Below are 26,795 nucleotides of genomic sequence, written 5' to 3'. Positions count from 1 at the left end.
TTAATAATAAAATTATTTACATGACATTTTATCAAAATGCTTAATACTAGAAAAGCAATTGAGAATGTTAAATTGTTATCATGAATGCTGTGAAAATTTTATTAAGTGCAACCCCTAGGAAAGAGCAGATTCCTAAGAATAAATTTCTGTGAATCTGTACTGTTTGGACAATATACTATAGAGGTGAGCAGAAATATACATATTTAAAAAATCAGACGTTTGTTTATATTATTGTATCGAACAGATGAAAATATCTTGTTTAAAGTATATATAAATTACCCAAACTAAATATACAAATATATTAACAAGCATAAATACTTAATAATCAAATTAAATTTTAAAAATTAAAGTGATAAAATAGTACACAACAGTAGCTATTAGGGTAGGGATTGTATGAATCGTAAAGTAAAGGGAATCTATGCACCTGTATTTTTTCCATCCATTATATTAGTAGTGTTATTAACATTAGTTGGAATACTTTTTCCATATAAGACAAGATTAATTTTTTCAGCGATACAAAACTGGCTTACAAATAATTTAGGTTGGTTATATGTTGTAGGAATGGCAGTTTTTCTATGTGTTTGTATATTTTTAATGGTTAGCCGTTTAGGTGATATTAAACTTGGTTCAGATCATGAACAGCCAGAGCATCATAATCTATCATGGTTTGCAATGCTATTTGCTGCAGGCATGGGGATTGGATTGATGTTTTTTTCAGTGGCAGAACCATTAAAGCATTATTTAGCACCTCCAGGTAATTTTGATAATCAAGTTGATAAAGCTAGAGAAGCCATGAATATTACCTTCTTTCATTGGGGCTTAGAAGCTTGGGGTGTTTATGCAGTTGTTGGGTTATCTTTAGCTTATTTTGCCTACCGTCATAAGCTACCACTTTTGCCTCGCTCAGCATTATATCCTATTTTTGGAAAGAGAATTTTTGGTCTTGTGGGGCATTTAATTGATATTTTTGCCATTATTGGGACAATTTTTGGTATTGCAACTTCACTAGGGCTTGGCGCCAGTCAAGTCAATGCAGGCTTAAATAGTTTATTTCAGTTTCCAGATAATATAACAATGCAAATGCTTATCATTACTACTGTTACACTAATAGCAACGGTATCTGTTGTATTAGGATTACAGAAAGGCATCAAAATATTAAGTAATTTTAATCTAATTGTTGCAGTTGTCTTATTGATTTTTATACTTGTTGTTGGAAGTACTGCACATTTATTACAAGCTTATGTACAAAATGTTGGTGTATATTTAAGTACGATTATTCATAAGACATTTAATTTATATGCTTATGAACATAAACAAGGCTGGTTAAGTGGTTGGACTTTATTTTATTGGGGGTGGTGGATTGCTTGGTCTCCCTTTGTTGGTATGTTTATTGCAAAAGTCTCCAAAGGACGTACGATACGTGAGTTTTTAATTGGTGTGTTGTTTATTCCAGCGGGGTTTACATTTTTATGGATGACTGTATTTGGTAATTCAAGCATTGATCTAGTACAAAGTGGTACTGCAGAAAATTTAGTTCATGCAGTTGAAAATAATGTACCAAAAGCCTTATTTGTTTTTTTTGAATATTTTCCTTTTTCATCAATTATTTCATTAGTTGCTATGCTTTTAGTGATTATATTTTTTGTAACATCAGCAGACTCAGGTGCATTAGTCGTTGATATTATTGCGACAGGTAATGCGAAAAAATCAGTTGTAGTTCAAAGAATGTGTTGGTCATTATTAGAAGGCTTATTAGCAATTTCTTTATTATATTCAGGTGGTCTTGTTGCATTACAAACTGCAACTATTGTTAGTGCTTTTCCATTTCTAGTGATTGTTTTATTAATGTGTTTCTCATTAATTAAGGCGTTAAGAGAGGATTATTTAAAAACTTCAAGTATTAAAACACATAAGACAGTTATTCAGTTTGATAATGCTAATGTTAGTTGGCAAAAACGCTTGAATGAGTTGTTAGATAAGCCTAATTATGAAAAAGCAAAAGTATTTTTAGATGAAACTGTATTACCTGCGATAAGAGAATTTTTAACTATTTTTAAAAAGCATCAAATTGATGCATCAATTACACCTGAAGTCGATTCAATTACATTAACTGTACCTAAGATAGATGGTGATAATTTTATGTATAGTGTCAAGCTTAGGCCATTTTTAATACCTGGCTTTTTAGAAAATAAAGAAATAGATCAACATTATTATCGAGCAGAGGTATTCTTAGAACATGGTGGGCAACATTATGACATTATGTATTATTCTCAAGCGCAAGTAGTTGCTGATATTGTTACTCAGTATGAAAAGCATTTATATTATCTACATATGCATACTTGGGAAGATAAGTATTTGTATTAAAAATTAACTATACTCAAAGAGGTAAATAATAAATTTTGGCATATGATAAAAGTGAAATATTTAGTAAGATGGATATTATTGTTAATATTCTTTATGATTTTATCAGTTAGTTTATATGCATCAAGTCAAAATAAAACAAACCTTAATAAGTTAATAAATAACCATGAAAAATACAGTATTTTACCATTAATTAAAGCAAATAAAGTAAGGCTATATACCAGTATTAAAGTTGGAAAAACAGCACCAAAGGCATTAGTTATTGTTGATACAGGTTCACCTTGGTTGTTACTTGAAGAGCGATTTATTTCAAATTATCAGCCTACGAATAAAACCATTAAAACAGGTTATGGTTATGATAAGGAAATAAAAAAAGTTGTTGGTAAGTTGGTTTATGCAGATGTTTTATTAAGTAGCATGCCTAAGTTAATAGCAAAAAAAGTGCCTATTGTGATGATACCAAATGGCAGTATTAAAGGTATCTCAGGTATTTTAGGGCTTAAAATTAATACGCAAAATTCACTGTTAAATTATCTGCCATCACCTTATAACGAAATAGTTATATTAGATGCACCGAATAAAAAATTAATATTCGGTCAATCATCTAAAGAGTTAATAAAAAATTATCATTCTTATAAGCTTAGAAAAGGGTTTTGTTTTAATATTGTTGCACCACCTGTACCAATTAATCAAGTGAACTGTTGGCAAGCTGGTAGGATTCCAGTGACCTATACTTTTGCTGATGCTAAAGGGCAAATTATATTAAAAAATACTTTTGGAACTTTATTTGACTCTGGTGGTGTTCATACTCAATTTGCATTAGCTAAACTACCTAAAATACTTCAAGAAAATGCTAAAAATGGTTATTTAGAAGGTAAAATTAAACAAGCAACATTAATAAATACTAATTATCCGATTCCAGTTACTAAGCAAATAAAAATTTCTAAAAGTGATTCAAATCATATTAATTCAGGTTATGCCTTATTTTATCAGCGTTCGGTTTTGTTTGACTCTATAATTGGTATCGTGGGCATTAAGTAATATTTAAAATGTTTGCTTGTAAGTTGAAATGAAAGAAAGCTTGATAATCAAGCTTGACTTTTAATTTATAGTTATGTAACGTTACATAAGTACGATGTAGTTTTTGGAGATAAGTCTATGCACGTTAAATCAGGTTGGCAACAGTTCGTTCAATTAATTCATAATACAAAGGATGATATAGTAGAGCTAGACCAATTATTAGATTTTTTACTAACGGATGAAGAAAAAGCACAAATGGCAAAGCGTGTGATTTTAACTCATTACCTTATTTATGGTGATAAAACACAAAGAACAATTGCTAAAGAGCTTGAGGTTAGTTTAACTACAATTACTCGATGCTCTAATTTACTTAAACATACATCAGATAATATAAAGCAACAGTTTGATTTTGATTTGGAAGAATAAATGATTGAAGTTAAAAGTAAATTACAAAAACTAGATCGATTTGTTAGCGCAAATAATGCTTATTTGAAATTGCGGCAAGTACTATCAGAAGATGAGCTATTTTTGCTTGAGTCTTTATCTGGATCAAAGGCAGATAAAAATAAAGTATTGGTAGGTTTTAATCCGATGCTTAACTTAATCTTACAAAATAACTTGCTCAAAGTTACGGGTAATGACTATTTATCTGACGCAGTGGTAGGTGAGATCAAAAGTAATTGTGAGCTTTCTGAGGTAGATAAAAATCAATTTAAATTATCAAGTAAAGCTCAATTATTGGAAACTTTACGACTAGTAGAATCGCTATTTGATATTGATTATTTAGGTAGCCACCGTGGGTTTCAGTTTGGCTTTTTTGGTTATATTGATGGTGGGATTAATGAAGCTTTTGATCAAGCGCTAGTGTCAAATAAAGATGAAGTATGTATTGATTTACCTAATTTGCATTTAAGTATTTATCAAGGGCTTGTTTATAGTGATTTAGTTAGTAAAAGTACTTCGTTGATTATTAATCAGATACAGGGAGCACCTTGTTATTCACGTCAGTCAATTGAAGCATTATTATTTGATGAAAAAGAAATTAATTATAGTTTAATTGATGATGAGAAATTACCTGAAGTTGAAAATGAAGCCATACTTAATGAGTCTCATCAACTAATAGAAAATGTAAACACAATTCAATCTTCTATAGCAGATGGTGAATTATTTCAAGCTTTTGTTAACCAACAAGTTTCAATGAATACACCAGTTGCCCCTTTTGATGTTTATCAGAGGTTATGTAAAATAGCACCTGCCCCTTATATGTATTATGCAAGCTTTAAATCATTCCGTATTATAGGTGCTTCACCAGAATTATTAATGAGATTAGAAGATGATACAATCACAATGCGACCAGTTTCTTTAGGTGTTTATAAAGATGGTAGTGATGATGCACTTTTGAATAAAGAGCATTTACTGTTGGTTGATTTATGTAGAAATGATGTTGCTAAAGTATCAACTGCTGGTAGTTTAAAAATAAATGAGTATGCGACAAAAGAGTCTAATTTAAATCAATTGAGATTGGTTTCAGATATTAGTGGTGACTGCTCAGAAAGCCACGATAAATATGAGGTGTTATTTTCAATGTTGCCACCTGTTGTGCTAACTGGAGCACCAAGAGCCAATGCAGCATCACATTTATCAAAAATAGCTCAACAATCTTACTGTAGTGGCTGTATAGGGTACATTGATTTTAGAAATATAGTACAAACGGCACTTTGTGTTAGAACATTAATCTATCAAGATAGCATGTATATGGCTTGTGCTTCTGCTGGTGTGATGGCAAATACAACAGAATATGTGGTTATCAATACATTAGAGGATAGCCTAAATCCAATGATAAAAGCAGTGAAAGGAAGTTAAGGTGGGGACTATGCAATTAAAGCTATTAATCGTTAGTGCTGAAAATGTATTTTCTGAAGTTATAAGTCATATATTACATGAGTTAAATGTAGGATCTGAAATTATATCATCATTTGATTTGATTGAAAAAACCGAAATGATTCAGAAGTATGATGGAATGATTTATGCGGGAAGTAGTGAAGAATCTAATCAAGCAGACGATTATAAAATTATAGCGCAAATAAAACAACAAATACCAATTTTTGGTATAGGTTCTGGGATGCAAGCAATTGTATGTGCATTTAATGGTAAGGTTGTAAAATCTAAAAATCCTTCATTTGCAGAAAAAAGTGTTATTAAACATTTTAATAAAGGTGTTTTTACTGATCTACCTAAGCGATTTAGTGTCGTTCGCTATCATGCTTTTGTTGCTGATCAAAATACTTTTCCACATGATGAGCTCATGGTTACAGCACAAGTTGATAATGATTATTCAATTATGGGAATAAAGCATCGAGTATATCCTATAGAGGGTGTTCAGTTTAACCCAGAGAGTATTCAAACAAGCTATGGTAAAGAGCTATTTGAAGCATTTATTCAACGAGTGAAATCAACTAAGTTAAGTTATACTTAATCTATTTAGACTAATACTTTTATATAGATAGATTCTAATTGTTTGACCCATTTTTGCCATGTATAGTTTTCTAAAATATGTGATCTTGCATTAGACTTCATAAAACTATAGTTAGGCTTATTTGCAATTATATCTTCTATTACTTGTGTATATAGATCTGAATTTTCAAAGTCATCTAATAAAATGCCAGTCTTTTGATTAATTACTGACTTGGCAATACCGCCAATTCGATTACTAATTAAAATTGAGCCTGAAGACATTGCTTCAATCATAATCATTCCCTGAGGCTCAGCAAGTGAAGGACAAATAACTGCATCAGAAATATTAAACCATTGATTTAATATTTGGTGAGGACAAGGGGATAAATCAATTAATTTATGATTATTCTTAAGCTTTGCTCTTAGTTGAGATAAGTTATTATAGTTTTCTAAATGTGTATTATTTTCAATAATATCTGCACCGATAGCAATACCGATTACTTGGGGGTGACTCTTTGTTAGCTTATCTAACGTAGTTAAAAAAGTATGAAATCCTTTTATATTTTGCTTCCTGCCTGCAAAAGTTATAACAAATGACTGGTCTGAAATTTTATTTTCTTGCTTAAATTGATTGTTTTTTTGTTCAGTAAGAGGTTTAAAAACATTTGTATCAACAGCATTTGAAATAACTGAAATTTTATCTTTTGGAAAGCCTTTGCTTATCATATTGTCTTTAATAAAGTCAGATGCAGCAATATAATAATTGGCTTCTTCTAGTTTATCATTGTAAGAACGACCAGATATGTGAGCATGTAAAATAACTGGAATTTTAGGGTTATATTTACGAAACTGCTTAACATTAAAATCTAATTGATGAACATGGAGTAAATCTGCCTTAATCTTATTAAGGTATTTTGCTGCTACCTTTTCTAGAGGATAAGGGTTTAGTTTTGTGATTTTAGTAAAAAGTCTTTTATATAGTTTGCTATGTTCATAACGATAAATAGGTATGTTGTTATACTCATCGTATGATTTTAAATTCTCAACTGCAGAGAGTATAGATGGCGTGAAACGTTTTCGAGATAATAATTCCGTTTGTTTCAGTGCTACAATTGCTGGAGCAAATCCTCTTTGATCAGGTACTGATCCGTGAGGAACATAAATAAGCGCTTTAATTTTTTTATCCATATGCTATCTTAAAATACTTTAAATAAATTGATTAACCTAGTTGAAGGTTTATTTTACTAGAAAATTGTCTATATTGTCTAAATTTTTCTACTCTTCTTCCCCTTATGCCCCATAACTTTAAACAAAGAAAGACTAGACAAATGCACTTGCTTCGATTACCCTTTGAGGACTTTAAAGGGAGATGTTCCCCATATAGCAAATGTAATTGAGTGTGAACGAATAATTGTATAAGGTCTAAAATGTCTGATGGTAGAAAAAAACTAAGTGCTTTTGAACAATTAAAATCTTTGGTAAAAGGTAAAAAAGGTACTTCACAATCAGAAAAGAGTACTAATAAGCACCAAGGTAAGTCGGATTATACAAATCGACAAGATAATAGAAAACCTAATCAAAAGCGTCCCAGCCAGCAACGAGGTCATACAAGCGGCCATAACCAGCAAATGCGCACACCACAGTTTGGTCAAAAAATGAATCGCCAGCAACAAAGTGTTCGACCAGATACGCAAAAAGAAGCAGAAGTTATGGTTTCTGTTAATCTTCAAGATCAGATGGAAGTTGAATCTCGACGTTTATTTGGCTGGCTATGTAGAAATTTTCCGGGTTGCTTTAACCCTAAAGCTAAAAAGCCACTAAAAGTTGGTATTAATGACGATATCGTTCAAGCTTTCTTAGCGCGTACTCAAAGACAAATTCACTTTGGTGTTTTAACTCGTGTTTTACGTCGTTATGTTGGTGATCAAGCATATCAAAAAGCAATTCTTGAGCATAAAAAGCGTTTTAATTTAGAAGGTGAAGCAGTAGAAGATATCTCTGATGAACATTTAGAACATGCTCAAATTAGATTAGAAGAACTTCAAGAAAAAGCACGTTTAAGAGCACAAGGTGTCGATCCAAGAACTGTGATGTCAAAGTATAAAAATGAAGAAGAAAAAGAATACACTAGTCAGTCAAGTGAAAATGATTCTGACGAGGCAACTACAACATCTGAGCAAGTAGAAACATCTAAACCTGAAAATGAATTAGAAACGACAAAGCAAAAAGATACTGACTCAAATGAGTAGTTTATTAAAAGAACAATTATCTAAGCGCCGTACCTTTGCCATTATTTCCCATCCAGATGCAGGTAAAACAACCATTACTGAAAAACTGTTACTTTTTGGTGGTGCAATCCAACTTGCTGGTGAAATTAAAGGTAAAAAAGCATCTAGGCATGCTACTTCAGATTGGATGGAGCTTGAAAAGCAGCGTGGTATTTCAGTCACAACTTCTGTTATGCAATTTGATTATAAAAATACAGTTATTAATTTATTAGATACACCAGGCCATGAAGACTTCTCTGAAGATACTTATCGCACGTTAACTGCAGTTGATTCTGCATTAATGGTTATTGATGGTGTTAAAGGTGTTGAAGCGCGTACAATTAAATTGATGGAAGTTTGTCGACTTAGAACGACACCGATTATCACTTTTATAAATAAATTTGATCGTGATGTGCGTGATCCGTTAGAACTAATGGATGAAGTAGAGTCAGTTTTAAATATTCATTGTGTGCCTATGACTTGGCCAATTGGGATGGGCAAGTTTTTTAAGGGTGTTTATCACCTATATGAAGATCGTATTTATTTGTATGAAACTGGTCATGGTTCACATATACATGACTTTGAAACCATCGATGGGCTTGATAATCCTTTAGTTGATGAAAAATTAGGAGATCTTGCAGATGATCTTCGTTCGGAGATAGAGCTTGTTAAAGGTGCTGGCAATGAATTTAATCATCAAGAATATTTAGAAGGTAAAATAACGCCTGTATTTTTTGGTACAGCATTAGGTAATTTTGGCGTTAAGCAACTATTAGATGCGTTTGCTGATTATGCGCCAGTCCCGTTAGTAAGGAAAACAACCACGCGCGAAGTGAATCCTGATGAACAAAAATTAACTGGTTTTGTATTTAAAATACAGGCCAATATGGACCCACAACATCGTGATCGTATTGCATTTTTTAGAGTTTGTTCAGGTCATTATAAAAAAGGTATGAAGTTATTTCATGTTAGAACAAATAAGCAAATGCAAATAGCGAATGCCTTAACTTTTATGGCTGGTGATCGTGAACATGTAGAAGAAGCATATCCTGGTGATGTCATTGGTTTGCATAATCATGGTAGTATTCAAATCGGTGATACATTTACACAAGGAGAATCACTTAAATTTACCGGTATTCCAAATTTTGCACCTGAGTTGTTTCGTCGAATTCAATTAAAAGACCCACTTAAGATGAAAGCTTTGCAAAAAGGCTTGACTGAATTATCTGAAGAAGGTGCTGCACAAGTATTTAGACCACTCAGTAGTAATGACTTAATTGTAGGTGCAGTAGGTGTGCTACAATTTGATGTGGTAGCTCACCGTTTACAATATGAGTATGGTGTAAAATGTGCTTATGATACAATTAATGTTCATACCGCTCGTTGGGTTGAGTGTTCGGATGGTAAAATAATGGATACTTTTCGAAAAAAATGTTTTGAAAATCTTGCATTAGATTCTGCTGAAAATTTAACTTATCTTGCGCCAACACGAGTAAATTTATCTTTAACTGAAGAGCGTCACCCTGATGTTGTTTTTCGGGCAACACGAGAGCATTAAGTTTAGATTCAATTAAATTATTTCATATGGTTTGTCTTTATTTTTAAGTAAAAAAGTTGCTAAAATATATAGCTTGAAGTTTCAAAGTGTTTTTTTATTTGTTTTTAAATTTCAATAAATGTAATTTATATATTTATTTAAATAAATATGTTTTTATAATATTTTTTGAATTTTAGTTGAATTTACTTTGCTCAAATATGGGAGTTGCATAATAATGCCAAAGATTTATACGGGATTTGTTCATGGAACAAATTTTTATGCTAATAAACCAGGATCAGAAAAAGAAATAGTTAATTTAATAGCAAGGGCTGCTGAAAGTTGTGGCCATACCATTGAGCTTTCAGGGCCTGGTTCTCAAGGCCCTAAAGGAACACCTGGAACATTTAGATATTCAGCTGATATATTCGATAAAGGAGCGCATAGAAAAGTCTCTGATCCAGAGAGAATAAAATTTAAAAGTAAAATTGAACATCAAGTAATAATGGAAGGACTATTGCACGGTGAAGCAGGAATGAGAGCGAATGTTCGAGTGTTTGTTGAATCGTTAAAACATATAGATCTATTACCAGATACAATTAACTTGGTTGGTTGGAGTAGAGGGGCGGTTGCCTCTATTATGATTGCTAATGCATTGAATGAAAGCTACCCATCCATTAACGTTAATTTATTATTGCTAGATCCAGTTCCTGGTGATTTGATAACTAGAACTGAAGATATGATGACTATTCCTGAAAATGTAAATAATATTACAGTTATTAATGCAATGGATGAAGATAGATATGGTTTTTCCCCGTTAACCTGTTCAGATTTAGAATTTAAGTCTATAAAAACTAAACATGCGGCAAAACAAATTAATATTCCAGGAACACATAGTTCAGTCGTTAATCTTGATCAAGAAACAAATACAGGCATTTTGACAGGTGCATACGTAAAACATCATGCATTTTATATTATGAAAAATTATGGAACAGAATTTAATAATGAAGAATTTGAAAAAAATACATGTTCACAAGCAATAATAAATAAGCTTGAAGAAATATTTACTAATGAGATCGTAGTCAATAACATGAGGTTTGAAAACCAGTCATATATTCCAACAAACATTGAAAGGGGATTAGAGCTGCAAACATTTGAGTCATCATCACCTAAGCAGATATTTACAAAACCTTCTATTGATGAAGAGTATTTAGATTTTATGGCATTTGAAGAAGCATTAAATTTTGGTTAAACAACGCCAGATTGTAATAAATCATGCATATGAATAATGCCAAGTATTTCTCTTTTATCATTGATAACAACTAAAGAAGTTATTTTATAAGACTCCATCATATGAACTGCCTTAGTTGCCATGTCATTTTCAGTAATTATTTTAGGCGTTTTAATCATGATATTAGCAATTGGTGTTGTTTTAATATCATAACCACTAGCAAAAATACGTCTTAAATCGCCATCAGTGAAAATACCTAGTAAATGGTTTTTATCATCAACGACAGTTGTCATACCTAGGCCTTTTTCAGTAATAGTTATAATGGCTTCTTCTAAAGAAGTCTTAGGTGCAACTTTCGGGATTTTATCACCAGTTTTCATTAAATCTTTTACACGCAAAATTAAACGTTTTCCTAAAGTTCCTGCTGGATGTGAAAAAGCAAAGTCTTCTTCTGTAAATCCTCTAGCTTTTAATAATGCAATGGCAAGTGCATCACCTAGAACTAAAGTTACGGTTGTGCTTGCGGTAGGAGCTAAGTTATGTGGGCAAGCTTCTTTATTGACATGAATATCTAAATTAACCGTAGCTGACTTAGCAAGCATTGAGTTTTTATTTCCTGTAATAGAAATAAGTGGGATATTAAGGCGACTAATTAAAGGTAGTAGTTTAATAATTTCTTCTGTATTGCCAGAGTTTGAAATAGCGACAATAATATCATCTTTAGTAATCATGCCGAAATCACCATGAGCTGCTTCAGCAGGGTGGATAAAAAAAGATGGCGTTCCAGTGCTTGCTAATGTTGCAGCAATTTTATTGCCAATGTGACCAGATTTACCCATACCAATGACAATAACGCGTCCTTTAACATTAAACAGAATTTCACAAGCTTCAACAAATTGTTGATCTAAACTTTTTTTAACTTGATTAATTGCGTCAGTCTCAATAGTAAACACTTCACGTGCATTACTTAAATAGTCCATAAAAATTCCTGAATTTGTATTGGTTTTGGTTCATATTATAGGCAGATTGATTAAGAATAGAAATAAAATTAAAAAAGTGATTTTAATTAGTTGACAAAGCCTACAGAATCGGTAGAATTCACCCTTGTCGCCTGAGAGTGGTCAGCGGCAAAGATGTTTAAAAAATAGATTGATATGTAGACACTTACGTTCTTGTCAATGAATTACAGAGATACAAACTGAAGAGTTTGATCCTGGCTCAGATTGAACGCTGGTGGCATGCTTAACACATGCAAGTCGCACGGCAGCATGATCTAGCTTGCTAGATTGATGGCGAGTGGCGGACGGGTGAGTAACGCGTAGGAATCTGTCTTAAAGTTGGGGATAACACGGGGAAACTCGTGCTAATACCGCATAAAGTTTACGAACCAAAGCTGGGGACCTTCGGGCCTGGCGCTTTGAGATGAGCCTGCGTTGGATTAGCTAGTTGGTGAGGTAAGGGCTCACCAAGGCTGCGATCCATAGCTGTTCTGAGAGGAAGATCAGCCACACTGGGACTGAGACACGGCCCAGACTCCTACGGGAGGCAGCAGTGGGGAATATTGGACAATGGGGGCAACCCTGATCCAGCAATGCCACGTGTGTGAAGAAGGCCTTAGGGTTGTAAAGCACTTTCAGGAAGGAGGAAAGGTATTAGATTAAGAGTTAAATACTGTGACGTTACTTTCAGAAGAAGCACCGGCAAACTCCGTGCCAGCAGCCGCGGTAATACGGAGGGTGCGAGCGTTAATCGGACTTACTGGGCGTAAAGGGTCCGTAGGCGGATAAATAAGTCAGATGTAAAAGTCCAGGGCTCAACCTTGGGATGTCATTTGAAACTGTGTATCTAGAGTATAGGAGAGGAAAGGGGAATTTCTGGTGTAGCGGTGAAATGCGTAGATATCAGAAGGAACACCAATGGCGAAGGCAACTTTCTGGCCGAATACTGACGCTGAGGGACGAAAGCATGGTTAGCGAACAGGATTAGATACCCTGGTAGTCCATGCTGTAAACGATGAGTACTAGCTGTAGGAATCGGTGTTAAGGTTCTTGTGGCGTAGCTAACGCGCTAAGTACTCCGCCTGGGGATTACGGCCGCAAGGCTAAAACTCAAAGGAATTGACGGGGACCCGCACAAGCGGTGGAGCATGTGGTTTAATTCGATGCAACGCGAAGAACCTTACCTACCCTTGACATACTGAGAACGATTTAGAGATAGATCGGTGCCTTCGGGAATTCAGATACAGGTGCTGCATGGCTGTCGTCAGCTCGTGTCGTGAGATGTTGGGTTAAGTCCCGCAACGAGCGCAACCCTTATTTATAGTTGCCATCATTGAGTTGGGCACTCTATAGAGACTGCCGTGGTTAACACGGAGGAAGGTGGGGACGACGTCAAGTCATCATGGCCCTTACGGGTAGGGCTACACACGTGCTACAATGGGCATTACAGAGGGAAGCGAAGAGGCGACTTGGAGCGAAACTCACAAAGGTGTTCGTAGTCCGGATTGTTCTCTGCAACTCGAGAACATGAAGTCGGAATCGCTAGTAATCGCGAATCAGCATGTCGCGGTGAATACGTTCCCGGGTCTTGTACACACCGCCCGTCACACCATGGGAGTGGGTTGCACCAGAAGTGGCTAGTCTAACTATTAGAGGACGGTCACCACGGTGTGATTCATGACTGGGGTGAAGTCGTAACAAGGTAGCCGTAGGGGAACCTGCGGCTGGATCACCTCCTTAAAGGTAAAAATACAAAAGAACGTTAAGTGTTTACATATGAAACTATTTTTTAGCATAGTTGATCTTTAACAATTTAGTTTACTGATATAGCCAAGGGTAAAAGCGCAAACGGTGGATGCCTAGGCAATTGGAAGCGAAGAAGGACGTGTAAGTCTGCGAAAAGCAACGGGGAGTTGGCAAAAGAGCGTTGATCCGTTGATGTCCGAATGGGGGAACCCATCCACTGTAAGGTGGATATTCTAATCTTTGATTGGAAAGCGAACGCAGGGAACTGAAACATCTAAGTACCTGTAGGAAAAGAAATCAACCGAGATTCTCTTAGTAGCGGCGAGCGAACGGGGATTAGCCTTGTATGATTTATAATTGATGTTAGTGGAATAAGTTGGGAAGCTTAACGATAGAGGGTGATAGTCCCGTACACGAAAGTATTGATTAGGAACTAAGCATACGAATAAGTAGGTCGGAACACGAGAAATTTTGACTGAAGATGGGGGGCCCATCCTCCAAGGCTAAATATGACCAATTGACCGATAGTGAACCAGTACCGTGAGGGAAAGGCGAAAAGAACCCCTTTAAGGGGAGTGAAATAGAACCTGAAACCGTTTGCGTACAAGCAGTCGGAGCATTTTTAAGAAATGTGACGGCGTACCTTTTGTATAATGGGTCAGCGAGTTATTTTCAGTGGCAAGGTTAAGCGAATAGTGAAGCCGAAGGGAAACCGAGTCTTAATAGGGCGTCTAAGTCGCTGGGAATAGACCCGAAACTGTAGCGATCTATCCATGTCCAGGGTGAAGGTTGGGTAACACCACCTGGAGGCCCGAACCCGGTAATGTTGCAAAATTATGGGATGAGATGTGGATAGGAGTGAAAGGCTAAACAAGCACAGAGATAGCTGGTTCTCCCCGAAATCTATTTAGGTAGAGCCTTATAAGTAACTCATCGGGGTAAAGCACTGTATCGGCTAGGGGGATATTCGTATCTTACTGAACCGATGCAAACTCAGAATACGATGAAGTTTAATTATAGGAGACACACGGTGGGTGCTAAGGTCCATCGTGGAGAGGGAAAAAGCCCAGACCGCCAGCTAAGGTCCCCAATTGTTTGCTAAGTGGAAAACGAAGTGTGAAGGCAGAGACATCCAGGAGGTTGGCTTAGAAGCAGCCACCCTTTAAAGAAAGCGTAATAGCTCACTGGTCGAGTCGGCATGCGCGGAAGATTCAACGGGGCTAAAGCAAACAACCGAAGCTGCGGCAGTACTTTAAGTACTGGGTAGGGGAGCGTTCTGTAAGCCGATGAAGGTGTGTTGAGAAGCATGCTGGAGGTATCAGAAGTGCGAATGCTGACATGAGTAACGATAAATAAGTGAGATTCTTATTGGCCGGAAGTCTAAGGTTTCCTACGCAATGTTGATCAACGTAGGGTTAGTCGGCCCCTAAGGAGTAGCCGAAGGGCGAATCCGATGGGAAACGGGTTAATATTCCCGTACTTATTGTGTTAGTGATGTTGTGACGGAGAAAGCTAGATCATCCTGGTGAATGGTTATCCAGGTGAAAGTATGTAGTTTGGCATAGTAGGCAAATCCGCTATGTTATAGACGAGATACGAGACGAAGTAAAACTTAGGTTTTACGAAGTGATTGATGCTCGGCTTCCAGGAAAAGCAGCTAAACTTATAGCACAAGAAACCGTACTGTAAACCGACACAGGTAGACAGGTAGAGAATACTAAGGCGATGAGATAACTCAGGTGAAGGAACTAGGCAAAATGACACCGTAACTTCGGGAGAAGGTGTGCCCACATTATGTGATGAGATTTACTCTCTAAGCAGAAGTGGGTTGCAAATACCAGGTGGCTGCGACTGTTTATTAAAAACACAGCACTCTGCGAACTCGTAAGAGGAAGTATAGGGTGTGACGCCTGCCCGGTGCTGGAAGGTTAATTGAAGGGGTTAACGTAAGTGAAGCTCTGGATCGAAGCCCCAGTAAACGGCGGCCGTAACTATAACGGTCCTAAGGTAGCGAAATTCCTTGTCGGGTAAGTTCCGACCTGCACGAATGGCGTAACGATGGCCACACTGTCTCCACCTGAGACTCAGTGAAATTGAAATCGCAGTGAAGATGCTGCGTACCCGCGGTTAGACGGAAAGACCCCGTGAACCTTTACTACAGCTTTGCACTGGACTTTGACCCTATCTGTGTAGGATAGGTGGGAGGCTTAGAAGTATAGGCGCTAGCTTATATGGAGCCAACCTTGAAATACCACCCTGGTATGGTTGAAGTTCTAACTTAGGTAGAAATACCAAGGACAGTGTATGGTGGGTAGTTTGACTGGGGCGGTCTCCTCCTAAAGAGTAACGGAGGAGTACGAAGGTGCACTCGGTATGGTCGGAAATCATACCAAGAGTATAAAGGCATAAGTGCGCTTGACTGCGAGAGTGACGGCTCGAGCAGGTACGAAAGTAGGTCTTAGTGATCCGGTGGTTCTGTATGGAAGGGCCATCGCTCAACGGATAAAAGGTACTCCGGGGATAACAGGCTGATACCGCCCAAGAGTTCATATCGACGGCGGTGTTTGGCACCTCGATGTCGGCTCATCACATCCTGGGGCTGAAGCAGGTCCCAAGGGTATGGCTGTTCGCCATTTAAAGTGGTACGCGAGCTGGGTTTAGAACGTCGTGAGACAGTTCGGTCCCTATCTGCCGTGGGCGTCGGATGTTTGAGAGGATCTGCTCCTAGTACGAGAGGACCGGAGTGGACGTACCTCTGGTGTTTGGGTTGTGTCGCCAGATGCATTGCCCAGTAGCTATGTACGGAAGGGATAACCGCTGAAAGCATCTAAGCGGGAAGCCTCCCTCAAGATAAGACATCCCGGGAATTTATTCCCTTAAGAAACGTTCGAGACTAGGACGTTGATAGGCTGGGTGTGTAAGTGCAGCAATGTATGAAGCTAACCAGTACTAATGATTCGAGTGAATTGGTTATATCAGTAGACTAGATTGTTAAGGGTCAAACCTAAAAAGTTTCCCGGTGAGTATAGCGAGTGTGAACCACCTGATTCCATGCCGAACTCAGAAGTGAAACCACTTTGCGCCGATGATAGTGTGGCAGTTGCCATGTGAAAGTAGGGCATTACCGGGGATTTAATTCAAAAAGCCTCCTTCATTGGGGGCTTTTTTAGTTCTGAAGTCTATTAATTTAAGTTATATATAAACCATTTATTATTAAACAAATTGTAATATTAATAATGTGATTAAATTTGTTTCATCTTGATTTTTATCTTTATTATTTAGCTTGATTATGAAATATCTGATTAATTGATCTGTGGCATTTTATTATTTAAGATAAATAATAGTTGTGTTAGTCATGGAGATATTGATGAAAGAAGCTCAGTTTAAAGAAATATCTAAGTATATTGCAAGCGATATAGATTGTGATTATTTACAACAAAGTGGTGTTAGATATGATAATGCATTTAGAGATTTAAATTCATCAGCAGCGACAAAGTTAGCCAATTGTTATCAGAATATTTTTCAAGCTGATGATTTAATAGATGATCATTATACTGGTGATTTTGTTTGGGAGAGCTCAAATGAAATTAGGGTTTATGGAAAATTCTACGGTAGTTCTGCTGGCCATCCAGGCTTAAGTACACAAGGCCTTGTCAATTGTGCTGGAATCATTCGAAAAAATGATATCTTTTTTCATAGTGGTCATTTCCATCATAAAGCTACTAATGCACTACACTTTATGGTTGAGTTTATAAGTAATTCACTTAATGCTTATGATGGTTCATTTTTTGAAAGTAAAGAAGATTTATTGACATACTTGTGTGAAAAATTTCCAATTATTGTTTATTATAATGATTCAGATGATGCGACAAAAAACTACTTTTTTGGAGTTATATGAGCATGTAAAAGAGTTTGGACAATTTAGGACAGATGATTTAAGTAGAGCAATTAAAATGAATTATGAAACTAAGCAAAAAGATCTTGATCAAAATACTATGCTACAGCAACCATTATTATCATCACCTACTTATGATACATATGAAGCACCTTTGTTTTTTCCCAGAAAGAGATAGAAAGTCAGTCAACAATATGTTGTTGTGTTATTTCGTAAGTAAAAAAAGTTATATAAATCAGATTCTAGTAAAATTAATTAAGGGACATAAAACCCTTTAATAGATTGCTTCTGCTTGAAGGTCACTAAGGGCATTAGTAGTTGGTTTAATATTATATTTTTCTATTAAGGTGTTTAGGATATTTTGGCTTAGAAAACCAGGTAATTTTGGCCCTAGGTGTATATCTGTAATTCCTAAATATAGTAAAGTTAAAAATACAGCTACAGCTTTTTGCTCTAACCATGAAATATAAAAAGATAATGGTAATTCATTGACGCTACATTGAAAAGCATTAGCTAAAGCAATAGCAATTTGTATAGCAGAATATGAATCATTGCACTGGCCAATATCTAATAATCTTGGAATACCATTAATATCACCAAACTCTTGCTTATTGAACCTGTATTTTGCACAACCTAATGTTAGAATGATAGAATTTTTATCAATATGTTCTGCTATTTCAGTAAAATAATTTCTACTGAGCTCAGCACCATCACAACCTCCAATAAGATAGAATCGTCTAATTGAACCCGATTTAACATTGTCAATGATTTTATCAGCAAGACTTAAAACAGTATCTTTTCCAAAGCCAACCATAATTTGTTTTTCAGCTTCATCCTCATTAAAACCAGGTTGTTTCATGGCGCTGTCGATAAGTTGTTTATATTCATTGTCACTAATATGTTGAATGCCAGGCCAGCCAACAGGACCTGTTGTGAATAGCCTATTTTCATATTCTGGCATTGGTTTTTGAATGCAGTTGCTGGTTACTATAATAGCGCCTGGAAATTTGGCAAAATCTATGTGTTGGTTTTGCCAAGCGCCACCATAATTTCCAATTAAATGTTTATACTGACTAAGTTTAGGATAACTATTTCCAGGTAGCATTTCACCATGTGTATATACATTGATTCCTGTATCTTCAGTAGCTTTGAGTATTGCTTCAAGGTCTTTTAAATCGTGGCCACTCACTAAGATCGCTTTGCCTTTTTTAGCTGTGATATTTACTTTAGTTGGTTGAGGGGTGCCAAAAGCATCTAAATGCCCATCATTTAATAATTTTAAAACTTCAAAATTAACAGAACCTAAGTTAACAGCCCAATTAAGTAGTGTGTTATTATCAGATTCTTTAATAGCTAATAAATAAAATGAGTATTCAATTTTTTCAAATATTGCATGATCAGTCTTATCTAATATTGAAGCATGATGCGCATAGGCGCAAATGCCTTTAATTCCATATAAAATGAGATTTCTAAGGCTGTCGATATCCTCATTTATAAGGTTATTTTTTTGTTTTCTTGCAATCGTATTTCCTAGTTGTACTAAAGAGGCATTTGTATGCTCTGATACATTAAATAAAATTTCTTTGGGTGTCTTATCAAGTTTAATATTAAGCATATTGCATTTATTTCTCATTTCAGTGATATAGCCGCTTAATTTTTTAATTATATTAATAAGTGCTTGATCATCAAAATTAACATTAGTTAAAGTGCTAAAAGTTGAATATAAGATATATTTGCTAATTTCTTCATTAATGATTTGATTTTTTCTTAGGTTATATAGATAGACTGATAAACCTTCTAATGCATAGATAATGACATTTTGTAATGCTGCAGTTGAGGGCATTTTGCCGCAAACACCTTTTAGGGTACATCCAATACTTTGATCGTGTCTAAACGTTTGTTCACATTGATTACAGAACATTTTATTAAATCTCCAAGCTATTTAAAATATTACCTTAGTTTACTTTTTTAGATGTAGTAATAAAGAGATGAGGGACTTTAAATATAATTAATCAATTTAAAATTGATTTAGGTCAATAATGTATAAAATAGTGAAAACCAATAATGGTTAGACTTAATAAATATAAGTTAAATACAAATTTGCCTTCTAGCAAATCGGCTTCTAGAATTTATACGTTATTAATCCATTAAGGCGGTATTATGAATAATGAAAATTTAGCTAATATACTCGATCAATTATTGGAGTCACTAAGTGCTAAAAATATAGATAGCTTAATGACATTTTATGAAGATAATTTTGTGTTTGAACTTGTACCAGAGCATGTAGCGATTGAAGGCAAAACTGCATGGAATCAGGGAGTTATTGATTTTATGAATTGGGTTCAAGCAGGTAAAAAAGAAGTGTTACGTTATTGTGTTGACGGTAGAACTGTTTGGGTTGAACGTGTGGATCATTGGCAAATTGATAATCAATGGATTGCATTACCAATTGTTGCAATCGTTGAGTTTTCAGATGCTAATAAAGTCCAAAAATGGCGTGAGTATCATACGTTAGAATATAGAAAACAATTTGAAAACTTTCCTAAAACAGGCTTAGTAGAGGATTAGTTTTATCTATTTGAAAAGGTTTGCTATATTATAATTAATTGAAATATGAAGATAAAAAAAGAGTTAGATATTTGCTGTGTCAACGTTTTGAAGGTTTGATTTGATTTTAATAATAGCATTGTATAACGTTTCAAATTCTTCATCTTCTAAACCATCAATAATCTGAGGGTGTACCTTAGATTGTAAAGTACGATTAAGTTTATCAAGTAAGCTTTTACCTTTATCAGTTAAGAAAAGACATTTAGCACGGCGATCTTCTGGGTGCTGTTCTTTTCTAATTAAGTCTTGCTTAGCTAAACGATCTAAGATCAAAATTAAGTTTTGTGCTTCAATATCAAGAAATTTAGCTAATTCTACTTGAGTTAAACCTGCACAATAATTGATATAAACTAAAGCACGACGATCAATTGAGTTGATACCTAATTTTTTTGCATGGCTATTATAAACTCGACGCACAATATTTGATGAGTCAGTTAATAAAAACATTAACTCTTGAATCTTTGTTTTTTGTTTTTGAGACATTTTTGTAATCCTATAATATCTATAAAATAATTATTAACTATAAACTAGTGGGCTCATCATAACAAATAAACGCTATAAATGTAACCAATAAATGACAATAATTATTGATTTTTATCACGTGCAATAAGATATACTTCACTAGAGCGAGCACGAGAAGCATCAGGCTTAGATATAATTACTTGTTTATACTGTGATTTTAGTGATTTAACTAGTTTTTCAAAGCCTTTTCCATGGAAAGCTTTTGCTAAAAATGATCCGTGAGGTTGAAGTGTTTCTTGAGCAAATGCAATGGCTAACTCTACTAAATAAATAGACTTTGTTTGATCAGTTGTTTTATTACCACTGAAATTAGGTGCCATATCAGATATAACCCAGTCAATACAATCATTTGCAGTTAATTTTAATAACTCTTGATAGGGCGTATCTTCAGTGAAATCTCCTTGAATAAACGTGACACCTGCAATTGGATCCATTGGTAAAATATCAAGTGCAAATACTTTACCTTCATCTTTGAGTATACTTAATGCAGCTTGTGACCAACCACCTGGTGCAGCACCTAAATCAACAAGCGTCATACCAGGTTTAAAAAGCTTATATTTATTATTAAGTTCTATTAGTTTATATGCCGCTCGAGAGCGAAAACCATCTTTTTTAGACTGCTGAACGTATTGATCAGTGAAATGTTCTTGTAGCCAGCGCTTGCTGCTGGATGATTTAGCCATATTAAATTGTTATGTTTATATATTATTGGCAAGATTATTCATGGATTTGATTGTGCTGTCAATTATAATATTTATTTAACTTATTTTGATGAAAGATAGACATCCCATTTAAGTAATAAAATTATATTTCTTAGCTATAATTAATATATTGATGTTGTGTTAATTCTGGAATTATAAAAATGAATGTATATCAGAATATATCACGTTTAGTGATCTGTTTTTTAGTATCACTTGGAGTTTATAATTCAGCTTTTTCTGCAACTTATACGGAATGTAAAAACGGTAGCATTGCTACTGGAGAAGGTGAAAACTTAAGAGTAACTGGTCAATGTACAGTTAATAATGGAATATATCATTATGGCAATGTAAATGTTTATGGTGGTGGCTCTCTTGAATTTATTGGTGAAGGTAAAACTAATTTTTGGGCAAAAAATATTGTTATTGAAAATAATGGTAGCTTAATTGCTGGTAGCCCACAAAAGCCATTTGGTAGTATATCTGGCCAGGAGCTAACGATATATCTTTATGGTAAAGATCAAGGAGAAAATGGTTTAGGTGTTAGATGTGTTCAAGATCATTGTGGTATTCCAGATTCTATCTGGAACAGTAATGGAAAATCAAAAGTAGATTTAAAAAATGGCGTAACTGATTATTTTTATCAGTATAAGCCAATGTTTGGTGATAAAGGGGATTCAGCTGCATACTTTGGCTATAAAGTGTTTGCTGTTTCATTTGGTGGCGCACTTAAATTATTTGGTTATAAAGGAGCTAACTATCATCACTCTATACCAGAAAGTCATACTGGACCTAGTTGGGTTCGTTTGGCAAAAACTGTCAATCCAACTTCAGATGGTAAATCATCTAGTTTGCTAATAGACTCTAAATATAAGATTGATGATAATTGGCAAAAAGGTGATCAAATTGTTATTACAACAACAGACTATATGCCTGGTCACTCTGAATTACTGACTATTGAAGATATTGATGATAATAAACTTGAAGTAACAGCTTATGATGCTTATACAAATAAAGCATTAAATACAGGCGTTCGCTATACGCACAATGGTGAAACATATTCCCTTGAAAAAGTTCCTGATAGATTAAACTTAGATATTAAAGTAAATGGACTGCCAGCTATCGAAACTCGTGCAGCAGTTGCATTACTAACACGTAGTATACGTATTGTTTCAGCAGGAGATAATTATGGTGATCAATTTCCAGCTGCTGAAACAGGTTATTATTTTGGAGGGCATAGCGTATTTAGACAAGGATTTAAAGCATTACAAATTCAAGGTGTTGAATTTTATCAAATGGGCCAAGGTGGTAAAATGGGGCATTATCCTGTGCATTTTCATATGGCTCGTAAAGTACCTAAAGATACTTTTGTTAAAGATAGTTCTGTGCATGACTCAATGACGCGTTGGTATACAATACATGCGACAGAAGGTGTTACATTACAAAGAAATGTTGGATTTTTATCGATTGGTCATGGTTATTATATTGAAGATGGTAGCGAAATTAATAATCAATTAATTGCTAATATTGGAATTTTGGCACGTGCAGCTGTGGATAATATTCAAAATCCAAGAACTGTACCAGGGATTTTATCAGCACCAGATATTGTACAAATTCCCAGCGAAGATGTGCCATATAAATCAGATGCAGTTCATCCAACTGTATTTTGGATTATGAATGGATGGAATGATTTTAGGCATAATATGGCAGCAGGTGCTAGCGCTTGTGGGATGTGCTATTGGATGTTGCCATCAAGAATTAGTGGCCACTCTATGGGACAAAACTGGGATTCATATGCATCTTTGATCAAAAAACAAAATGGTTTAGCACCACTTAAATCATTTGTTGGTAATTCTTGTACTTCAGCTTATATATCATTTAATACAATTGATAATGTAGCAGCTTGCCAAGGTTTTTTTGAAAATACAAAAAATTATGGATCGATGGGTGTAATTAATAAATTAGCACCACCAAAAATTATACCTGACCCTAAAAACCCCGAAGGAAAAATTCTAAATCCGGATTCTAAAATGTACTATCCAAATGTGATTGGTGGTATTAAAGCGACTATCTGTGATTCAAACTCACTCGGGGCAGGTGGTAATAAAATATCACCCAATGCAGATGGCTCGCTAGATTGCTCTACTGTGATACCATGCTCAGGGACTTCAGTTGAAAACTGTACAGTTAATCATATAGATTATTATACATCATCTTTTAATACGATAACGGATATTAATTTTTCTGCTATTTGGTTAAGAACGAGTTCGTATTTTTTAACAAATAGTGCTATTACAGATGTTTTAGGTGGTGGTGTATCAATGGTCAGTGGGGGTAGTTATACAAGGTCAGATGCGCGAGTTGGATATATAGCATTAGTAAAACAAAGTGTATTTGTTGGAGAAACGCAACCTAACAATAAATATGCTTATGCTTTGGGGCCAATTAATTCTGAGACAGATTTAGTTTGTGATAATGGGCCAGCTAACAACCCATGTATTTTGAAAGATGAAGGGGTAAGTTACTTAATGTCTAATTTCAATACAGGGCAGCGTATGTTGAGTATTTATGATGGACCAATGCAGCAAGATTCAAATGCCTATCTTGATATTCATAAAAAAACAATTAAATTAAGTGATAAGTTTTTATTCAGGCCTGTGTTAGGCATACCAAAAGATACGCAAACCAATGAGTGTTACTTACCTCATGCTGCTATTGCCTGGAAGCAACCAAATGGTTTTTATTATCCACCGGCATTCCATTCAACGAACTTATTTTTTGATAATGTAGATATTCGACATTTTGTTATTGTGCCGCGATTTATACCAGGAACTGCAAAAACAATTGATAAAGCAGAGCTTGATAAACTCTATTGTACAAGTTCGCAAACAAATATGTTTACAGGCTATAGTGATGTAGATAGACAAACATTTCTTAATGATGATGATGGTACTTTAACAGGTCGTATTAATGATAAAAATGGTCGCTTAAGTGGTAAAAGTACGATTTCTATTAGTGAGGATCCATTTTTTAAAGCACCTATTGAAGAATTTGAGTGTTTATCAGAAAATACAGCTAAAACAAGTCCGTATCAGTATATAACAACAGCAATTGTGCCAAGTGATTATAATTCAATTACAAAAAAAGGAAATGAGCAAAGAGGCCTACCTTGGGCAAGTGCTTGTACTAATTTTGAATGTTTCGGTGTGCCATTATATCGTCAATTATTAACAGATGATGAATTTAGTAATGGTGAAAGTCCATATATATTGCTTATGGGGCAAGGTAATGCACAGCGTAGCTCTTTGACAATTAATAATGGTGTTTATTTTTTAGATACAACCGTCTCTCGTGATAAACAAGCATCTACACCAAGTGACCCCGGCAGTAATGCTTTTATACAGTTTTCTGAGTTTTCAGGTGGAAAAACCTATAATGTTTTCTTTTTATTTACGACACCTGAAACTAAGCAAACCTATCAAATTTATGTCGGCAAAAACTTTGACTATGGATCACTAAAAGCAATTAGAACAGAATTAAATAGTGATAACTTTGATTTTAAACCTGCGCAATGGCCAACACAGTGGACTAAAAGAGAAAGTGCATTTGATGCAGATACAGGTATATTAACCGTTAAAATAGATATGAGTGGGTTTAAAGATAAATTAATACAGTCACAAGAAGAGGAGTGTAATGGTAATACGATTTGTACTTGGGATGCTTCTGAAAATGTTTGTGGTTGTAATAGTGCTTCACCATTTTATAATGAATGTATTAAACCGCTTAATTATAAACCTAAGCAAAGAACAGCTTGTAGTTGGGTTGGTAACGATGTAGCTTGTCCAATTGATGGTTGTGTTGGTTTTTCATTTACTTTGCCAACAGGTTTTAAACTAGATAACCTTGGTAGTAAGACACAAGCTCAAGGAGGTTATAGACCAAACCCTCAAAAATATAGCTCAAATAAGGAAGTATGGGATGTGAGTTGGGAAAATGTAGGTTGTGAAATAAAAGCAGGCGATTAAAGCTATTATTAACTAGCTTTTAAATTTATAGTTTTTTGGTCTTTTTTAACATCATCTTGATCATAAAACAATAGTGAGTTTTGGTTATTATTTGATGTTAAGTGCTTACTCCAGTCAACACTGATCAAGTACTCAATAAATTTTATTTTAACTTGAGCAAAACGCTCTTTAAGCTCTGGATCCTGATCATAACGTTGAATAAGTGTAAAGTAGTGATTATAGTTTGGAGGTAGGGATTTTGTAACTCCAGGATCAGCAACTTGATAGCCGGGTATTAGACTTAAAAATTTAGCACACGGCCCTAATATTTCATGAATTGAATGAAATCCACCACCACAAATATAACCAATTACTGCATTTAAATAATCTCTTATTTTTGATTGGTCATCAATAGCACATAGTGCCATCATTTGGGGAATTAGTAACGATGTCATTCCAGAATATCCTGCTACATAAGGCGTATCATTTTCTATCATGTCACGTACAATCCAATAATCATTATGTTTATTATCTAGTTGTGGTTGTTGAGCAATACAATCTGGGGTCCATTTGTTATCAATACGCTTGGGTATGGTGCCTTTAGTTTGGCACTCTAACATAATGCCTAATTGGTCTGTTTTTTTATTAGTATCTAAACGGCCGAACCTTCCACGGTTAGGTGATTGTTTAAATAATGAGCTTGGGTAAATTATATCATCAGGTAAATATGAGGGATGCTCAACTAACTCATTATTTAAATTATAAATAGATAAGCGTCTATATAGAACTTGAGCAAATTTAAAGTGTATATGAATAATTTCTGATAATTGATCAGAGTCATTATTGTTTAAAATTTCTAGTACTTTATCAAGTGTTGGTATTTCTTTAAATGCACCTAATGCAATGGGGCTAAAGTTTTCTTCTAATGATATTAAAAATAGATTAATTCTGTCTGAATGTTTATTATTATCATTGTTTAGATTTTTTACAATAGCGCTAGAAACTTCAGAAACACGTTCCATCATTTTTGAGGTTGGGTCTAATAATAATTCAATAGCAATTAGTGATTCAAACTGTCGTCCAATCTCATTCTCCCACATTTCTTGAGGGGTTTGATCAAATTTTGAATTGTTGATAATGTCTATAGCATTAATAATCTCACTAAGAGATTTAGCACTTTCTGGATCTGTAGAAAGTGTTTTATTAATAACAAATTTAAGTGGTTTTAAGTGTTTATTAATATTTTGTTCATGATTTTCTAGTGCTATAAATAGGTTATTTACAAAATGATTAATAGCGCTTTGATTTAAATTACAAATAGGTTTGGTACGATACTCCAACAATAATTTAATTAGATAACTATAAGCAGCTACTCTGCTTTTAAAATAATTCATATATACAACCCCTAAATTTATTTGGATAAATAAGATTAAAAATATAAAGCAATGCGTTATTTAA

18 protein-coding genes and 3 rRNA genes are annotated in these 26,795 nt (G+C 34.7%); 15 read left to right on the top strand and 6 right to left on the bottom strand.

Going from position 1 to position 26,795, the window contains the following annotated elements:
* Positions 1-393: 393 nt before the first annotated feature.
* The 5 genes from KFE69_08390 (at position 394) to KFE69_08370 (ending at position 5,857) form a co-directional block, all read left to right on the top strand.
* On the top strand, positions 394-2,364 hold the full coding sequence (locus tag KFE69_08390) for a BCCT family transporter (GenBank protein UTW41526.1): 1,971 nt from the start codon (positions 394-396) through the stop codon (positions 2,362-2,364).
* A 93-nt stretch (positions 2,365-2,457) separates the two neighbouring features.
* Positions 2,458-3,402 carry a hypothetical protein gene (locus KFE69_08385; protein UTW41525.1) on the top strand — a complete coding sequence of 315 codons (945 nt, stop codon included), beginning with the start codon at positions 2,458-2,460 and terminating at the stop codon, positions 3,400-3,402.
* A gap of 117 nt (positions 3,403-3,519) precedes the next feature.
* The gene (locus KFE69_08380; GenBank protein UTW41524.1) at positions 3,520-3,807 is read left to right on the top strand and encodes a transcriptional regulator; all 288 of its coding nucleotides are present in this window, start codon (positions 3,520-3,522) and stop codon (positions 3,805-3,807) included.
* Complete coding sequence (locus KFE69_08375; protein ID UTW41523.1) at positions 3,808-5,244, top strand: chorismate-binding protein; 1,437 nt, start codon at positions 3,808-3,810, stop codon at positions 5,242-5,244.
* A gap of 10 nt (positions 5,245-5,254) precedes the next feature.
* A complete protein-coding gene (locus KFE69_08370; GenBank protein UTW41522.1) occupies positions 5,255-5,857 on the top strand; it encodes a gamma-glutamyl-gamma-aminobutyrate hydrolase family protein in 603 nt (200 codons plus the stop codon).
* 5 nt (positions 5,858-5,862) lie between these two features.
* On the opposite strand, the gene KFE69_08365 is transcribed toward KFE69_08370, so the two are convergent.
* Positions 5,863-7,023, bottom strand: coding sequence for a glycosyltransferase family 4 protein (locus KFE69_08365; GenBank protein UTW41521.1), 1,161 nt, complete (start codon positions 7,021-7,023; stop codon positions 5,863-5,865).
* A gap of 239 nt (positions 7,024-7,262) precedes the next feature.
* On the opposite strand from KFE69_08365, the gene KFE69_08360 reads away from it, so the two are divergent.
* The 3 genes from KFE69_08360 to KFE69_08350 all read left to right on the top strand — a co-directional run bounded on the left by KFE69_08360 (position 7,263) and on the right by KFE69_08350 (position 10,888).
* The gene (locus KFE69_08360) at positions 7,263-8,084 is read left to right on the top strand and encodes a ProQ/FinO family protein (protein ID UTW41520.1); all 822 of its coding nucleotides are present in this window, start codon (positions 7,263-7,265) and stop codon (positions 8,082-8,084) included.
* Positions 8,077-9,660 carry a peptide chain release factor 3 gene (locus KFE69_08355; GenBank protein ID UTW41519.1) on the top strand — a complete coding sequence of 528 codons (1,584 nt, stop codon included), beginning with the start codon at positions 8,077-8,079 and terminating at the stop codon, positions 9,658-9,660. The genes KFE69_08360 and KFE69_08355 overlap by 8 nt, the downstream gene beginning before the upstream one ends.
* A 214-nt stretch (positions 9,661-9,874) precedes the next feature.
* Positions 9,875-10,888, top strand: a complete 1,014-nt coding sequence (locus tag KFE69_08350) for a hypothetical protein (protein ID UTW41518.1) — start codon at positions 9,875-9,877, stop codon at positions 10,886-10,888.
* Here the strand turns inward: KFE69_08350 and KFE69_08345 are convergent.
* Entirely contained in the window at positions 10,885-11,847 is a 963-nt protein-coding gene (locus KFE69_08345; GenBank protein ID UTW41517.1) for a KpsF/GutQ family sugar-phosphate isomerase, read from the bottom strand. The two genes, KFE69_08350 and KFE69_08345, sit on opposite strands and share 4 nt — an antisense overlap.
* A gap of 215 nt (positions 11,848-12,062) precedes the next feature.
* On the opposite strand from KFE69_08345, the gene KFE69_08340 reads away from it, so the two are divergent.
* The 5 genes from KFE69_08340 (at position 12,063) to KFE69_08320 (ending at position 17,684) form a co-directional block, all read left to right on the top strand.
* Positions 12,063-13,605 (top strand): 16S ribosomal RNA (locus KFE69_08340).
* Positions 13,606-13,693: 88 nt separating this feature from the next.
* Positions 13,694-16,585: ribosomal RNA gene (locus KFE69_08335) — 23S ribosomal RNA — on the top strand.
* A 41-nt stretch (positions 16,586-16,626) separates the two neighbouring features.
* Positions 16,627-16,741: ribosomal RNA gene (rrf, locus tag KFE69_08330) — 5S ribosomal RNA — on the top strand.
* Together the 16S, 23S and 5S rRNA genes form the textbook arrangement of a ribosomal RNA operon.
* A gap of 237 nt (positions 16,742-16,978) precedes the next feature.
* Positions 16,979-17,509, top strand: coding sequence for a hypothetical protein (locus KFE69_08325; protein UTW41516.1), 531 nt, complete (start codon positions 16,979-16,981; stop codon positions 17,507-17,509).
* On the top strand, positions 17,472-17,684 hold the full coding sequence (locus tag KFE69_08320) for a hypothetical protein (GenBank protein ID UTW41515.1): 213 nt from the start codon (positions 17,472-17,474) through the stop codon (positions 17,682-17,684). The genes KFE69_08325 and KFE69_08320 overlap by 38 nt, the downstream gene beginning before the upstream one ends.
* A 96-nt stretch (positions 17,685-17,780) precedes the next feature.
* On the opposite strand, the gene hcp is transcribed toward KFE69_08320, so the two are convergent.
* Complete coding sequence (gene hcp, locus KFE69_08315; protein ID UTW41514.1) at positions 17,781-19,427, bottom strand: hydroxylamine reductase; 1,647 nt, start codon at positions 19,425-19,427, stop codon at positions 17,781-17,783.
* Positions 19,428-19,666: 239 nt separating this feature from the next.
* On the opposite strand from hcp, the gene KFE69_08310 reads away from it, so the two are divergent.
* Complete coding sequence (locus KFE69_08310; GenBank protein ID UTW41513.1) at positions 19,667-20,074, top strand: hypothetical protein; 408 nt, start codon at positions 19,667-19,669, stop codon at positions 20,072-20,074.
* A gap of 63 nt (positions 20,075-20,137) precedes the next feature.
* Here KFE69_08310 and KFE69_08305 read toward each other — a convergent pair whose 3' ends face one another.
* Complete coding sequence (locus tag KFE69_08305; protein UTW41512.1) at positions 20,138-20,596, bottom strand: MarR family transcriptional regulator; 459 nt, start codon at positions 20,594-20,596, stop codon at positions 20,138-20,140.
* A gap of 101 nt (positions 20,597-20,697) precedes the next feature.
* Positions 20,698-21,318 (bottom strand): 23S rRNA (uridine(2552)-2'-O)-methyltransferase RlmE, encoded by a 621-nt coding sequence (gene rlmE, locus KFE69_08300; protein UTW41511.1) that lies wholly within the window; start codon positions 21,316-21,318, stop codon positions 20,698-20,700.
* Positions 21,319-21,497: 179 nt separating this feature from the next.
* On the opposite strand from rlmE, the gene KFE69_08295 reads away from it, so the two are divergent.
* On the top strand, positions 21,498-25,358 hold the full coding sequence (locus KFE69_08295) for a G8 domain-containing protein (GenBank protein ID UTW41510.1): 3,861 nt from the start codon (positions 21,498-21,500) through the stop codon (positions 25,356-25,358).
* A gap of 8 nt (positions 25,359-25,366) precedes the next feature.
* Here the strand turns inward: KFE69_08295 and KFE69_08290 are convergent, their stop codons facing one another.
* Positions 25,367-26,731: a hypothetical protein gene (locus KFE69_08290; GenBank protein UTW41509.1), complete on the bottom strand. Its 1,365-nt coding sequence runs from the start codon at positions 26,729-26,731 to the stop codon at positions 25,367-25,369.
* Between the last annotated feature and the right edge of the window lie 64 nt (positions 26,732-26,795).

The organism is bacterium SCSIO 12844 (genome assembly GCA_024397935.1).
Lineage (GTDB): Bacteria > Pseudomonadota > Gammaproteobacteria > Francisellales > Francisellaceae > M0027.
The sequence above is the reverse complement of the archived record's forward strand: the minus strand, read 5'-3'. Positions and strand labels throughout refer to the sequence as shown.

Excerpts from the sequence above, each read along its gene's own strand:
- KFE69_08390 (UTW41526.1), top strand. The coding sequence starts at position 394 with ATGAATCGTAAAGTAAAGGGAATCTATGCACCTGTATTTTTTCCATCC.
- KFE69_08385 (UTW41525.1), top strand. The coding sequence starts at position 2,458 with ATGATTTTATCAGTTAGTTTATATGCATCAAGTCAAAATAAAACAAAC.
- KFE69_08380 (UTW41524.1), top strand. The coding sequence starts at position 3,520 with ATGCACGTTAAATCAGGTTGGCAACAGTTCGTTCAATTAATTCATAAT.
- KFE69_08375 (UTW41523.1), top strand. The coding sequence starts at position 3,808 with ATGATTGAAGTTAAAAGTAAATTACAAAAACTAGATCGATTTGTTAGC.
- KFE69_08370 (UTW41522.1), top strand. The coding sequence starts at position 5,255 with ATGCAATTAAAGCTATTAATCGTTAGTGCTGAAAATGTATTTTCTGAA.
- KFE69_08365 (UTW41521.1), bottom strand. The coding sequence starts at position 7,023 with ATGGATAAAAAAATTAAAGCGCTTATTTATGTTCCTCACGGATCAGTA.
- KFE69_08360 (UTW41520.1), top strand. The coding sequence starts at position 7,263 with ATGTCTGATGGTAGAAAAAAACTAAGTGCTTTTGAACAATTAAAATCT.
- KFE69_08355 (UTW41519.1), top strand. The coding sequence starts at position 8,077 with ATGAGTAGTTTATTAAAAGAACAATTATCTAAGCGCCGTACCTTTGCC.
- KFE69_08350 (UTW41518.1), top strand. The coding sequence starts at position 9,875 with ATGCCAAAGATTTATACGGGATTTGTTCATGGAACAAATTTTTATGCT.
- KFE69_08345 (UTW41517.1), bottom strand. The coding sequence starts at position 11,847 with ATGGACTATTTAAGTAATGCACGTGAAGTGTTTACTATTGAGACTGAC.
- KFE69_08325 (UTW41516.1), top strand. The coding sequence starts at position 16,979 with ATGAAAGAAGCTCAGTTTAAAGAAATATCTAAGTATATTGCAAGCGAT.
- KFE69_08320 (UTW41515.1), top strand. The coding sequence starts at position 17,472 with ATGATGCGACAAAAAACTACTTTTTTGGAGTTATATGAGCATGTAAAA.
- hcp (UTW41514.1), bottom strand. The coding sequence starts at position 19,427 with ATGTTCTGTAATCAATGTGAACAAACGTTTAGACACGATCAAAGTATT.
- KFE69_08310 (UTW41513.1), top strand. The coding sequence starts at position 19,667 with ATGAATAATGAAAATTTAGCTAATATACTCGATCAATTATTGGAGTCA.
- KFE69_08305 (UTW41512.1), bottom strand. The coding sequence starts at position 20,596 with ATGTCTCAAAAACAAAAAACAAAGATTCAAGAGTTAATGTTTTTATTA.
- rlmE (UTW41511.1), bottom strand. The coding sequence starts at position 21,318 with ATGGCTAAATCATCCAGCAGCAAGCGCTGGCTACAAGAACATTTCACT.
- KFE69_08295 (UTW41510.1), top strand. The coding sequence starts at position 21,498 with ATGAATGTATATCAGAATATATCACGTTTAGTGATCTGTTTTTTAGTA.
- KFE69_08290 (UTW41509.1), bottom strand. The coding sequence starts at position 26,731 with ATGAATTATTTTAAAAGCAGAGTAGCTGCTTATAGTTATCTAATTAAA.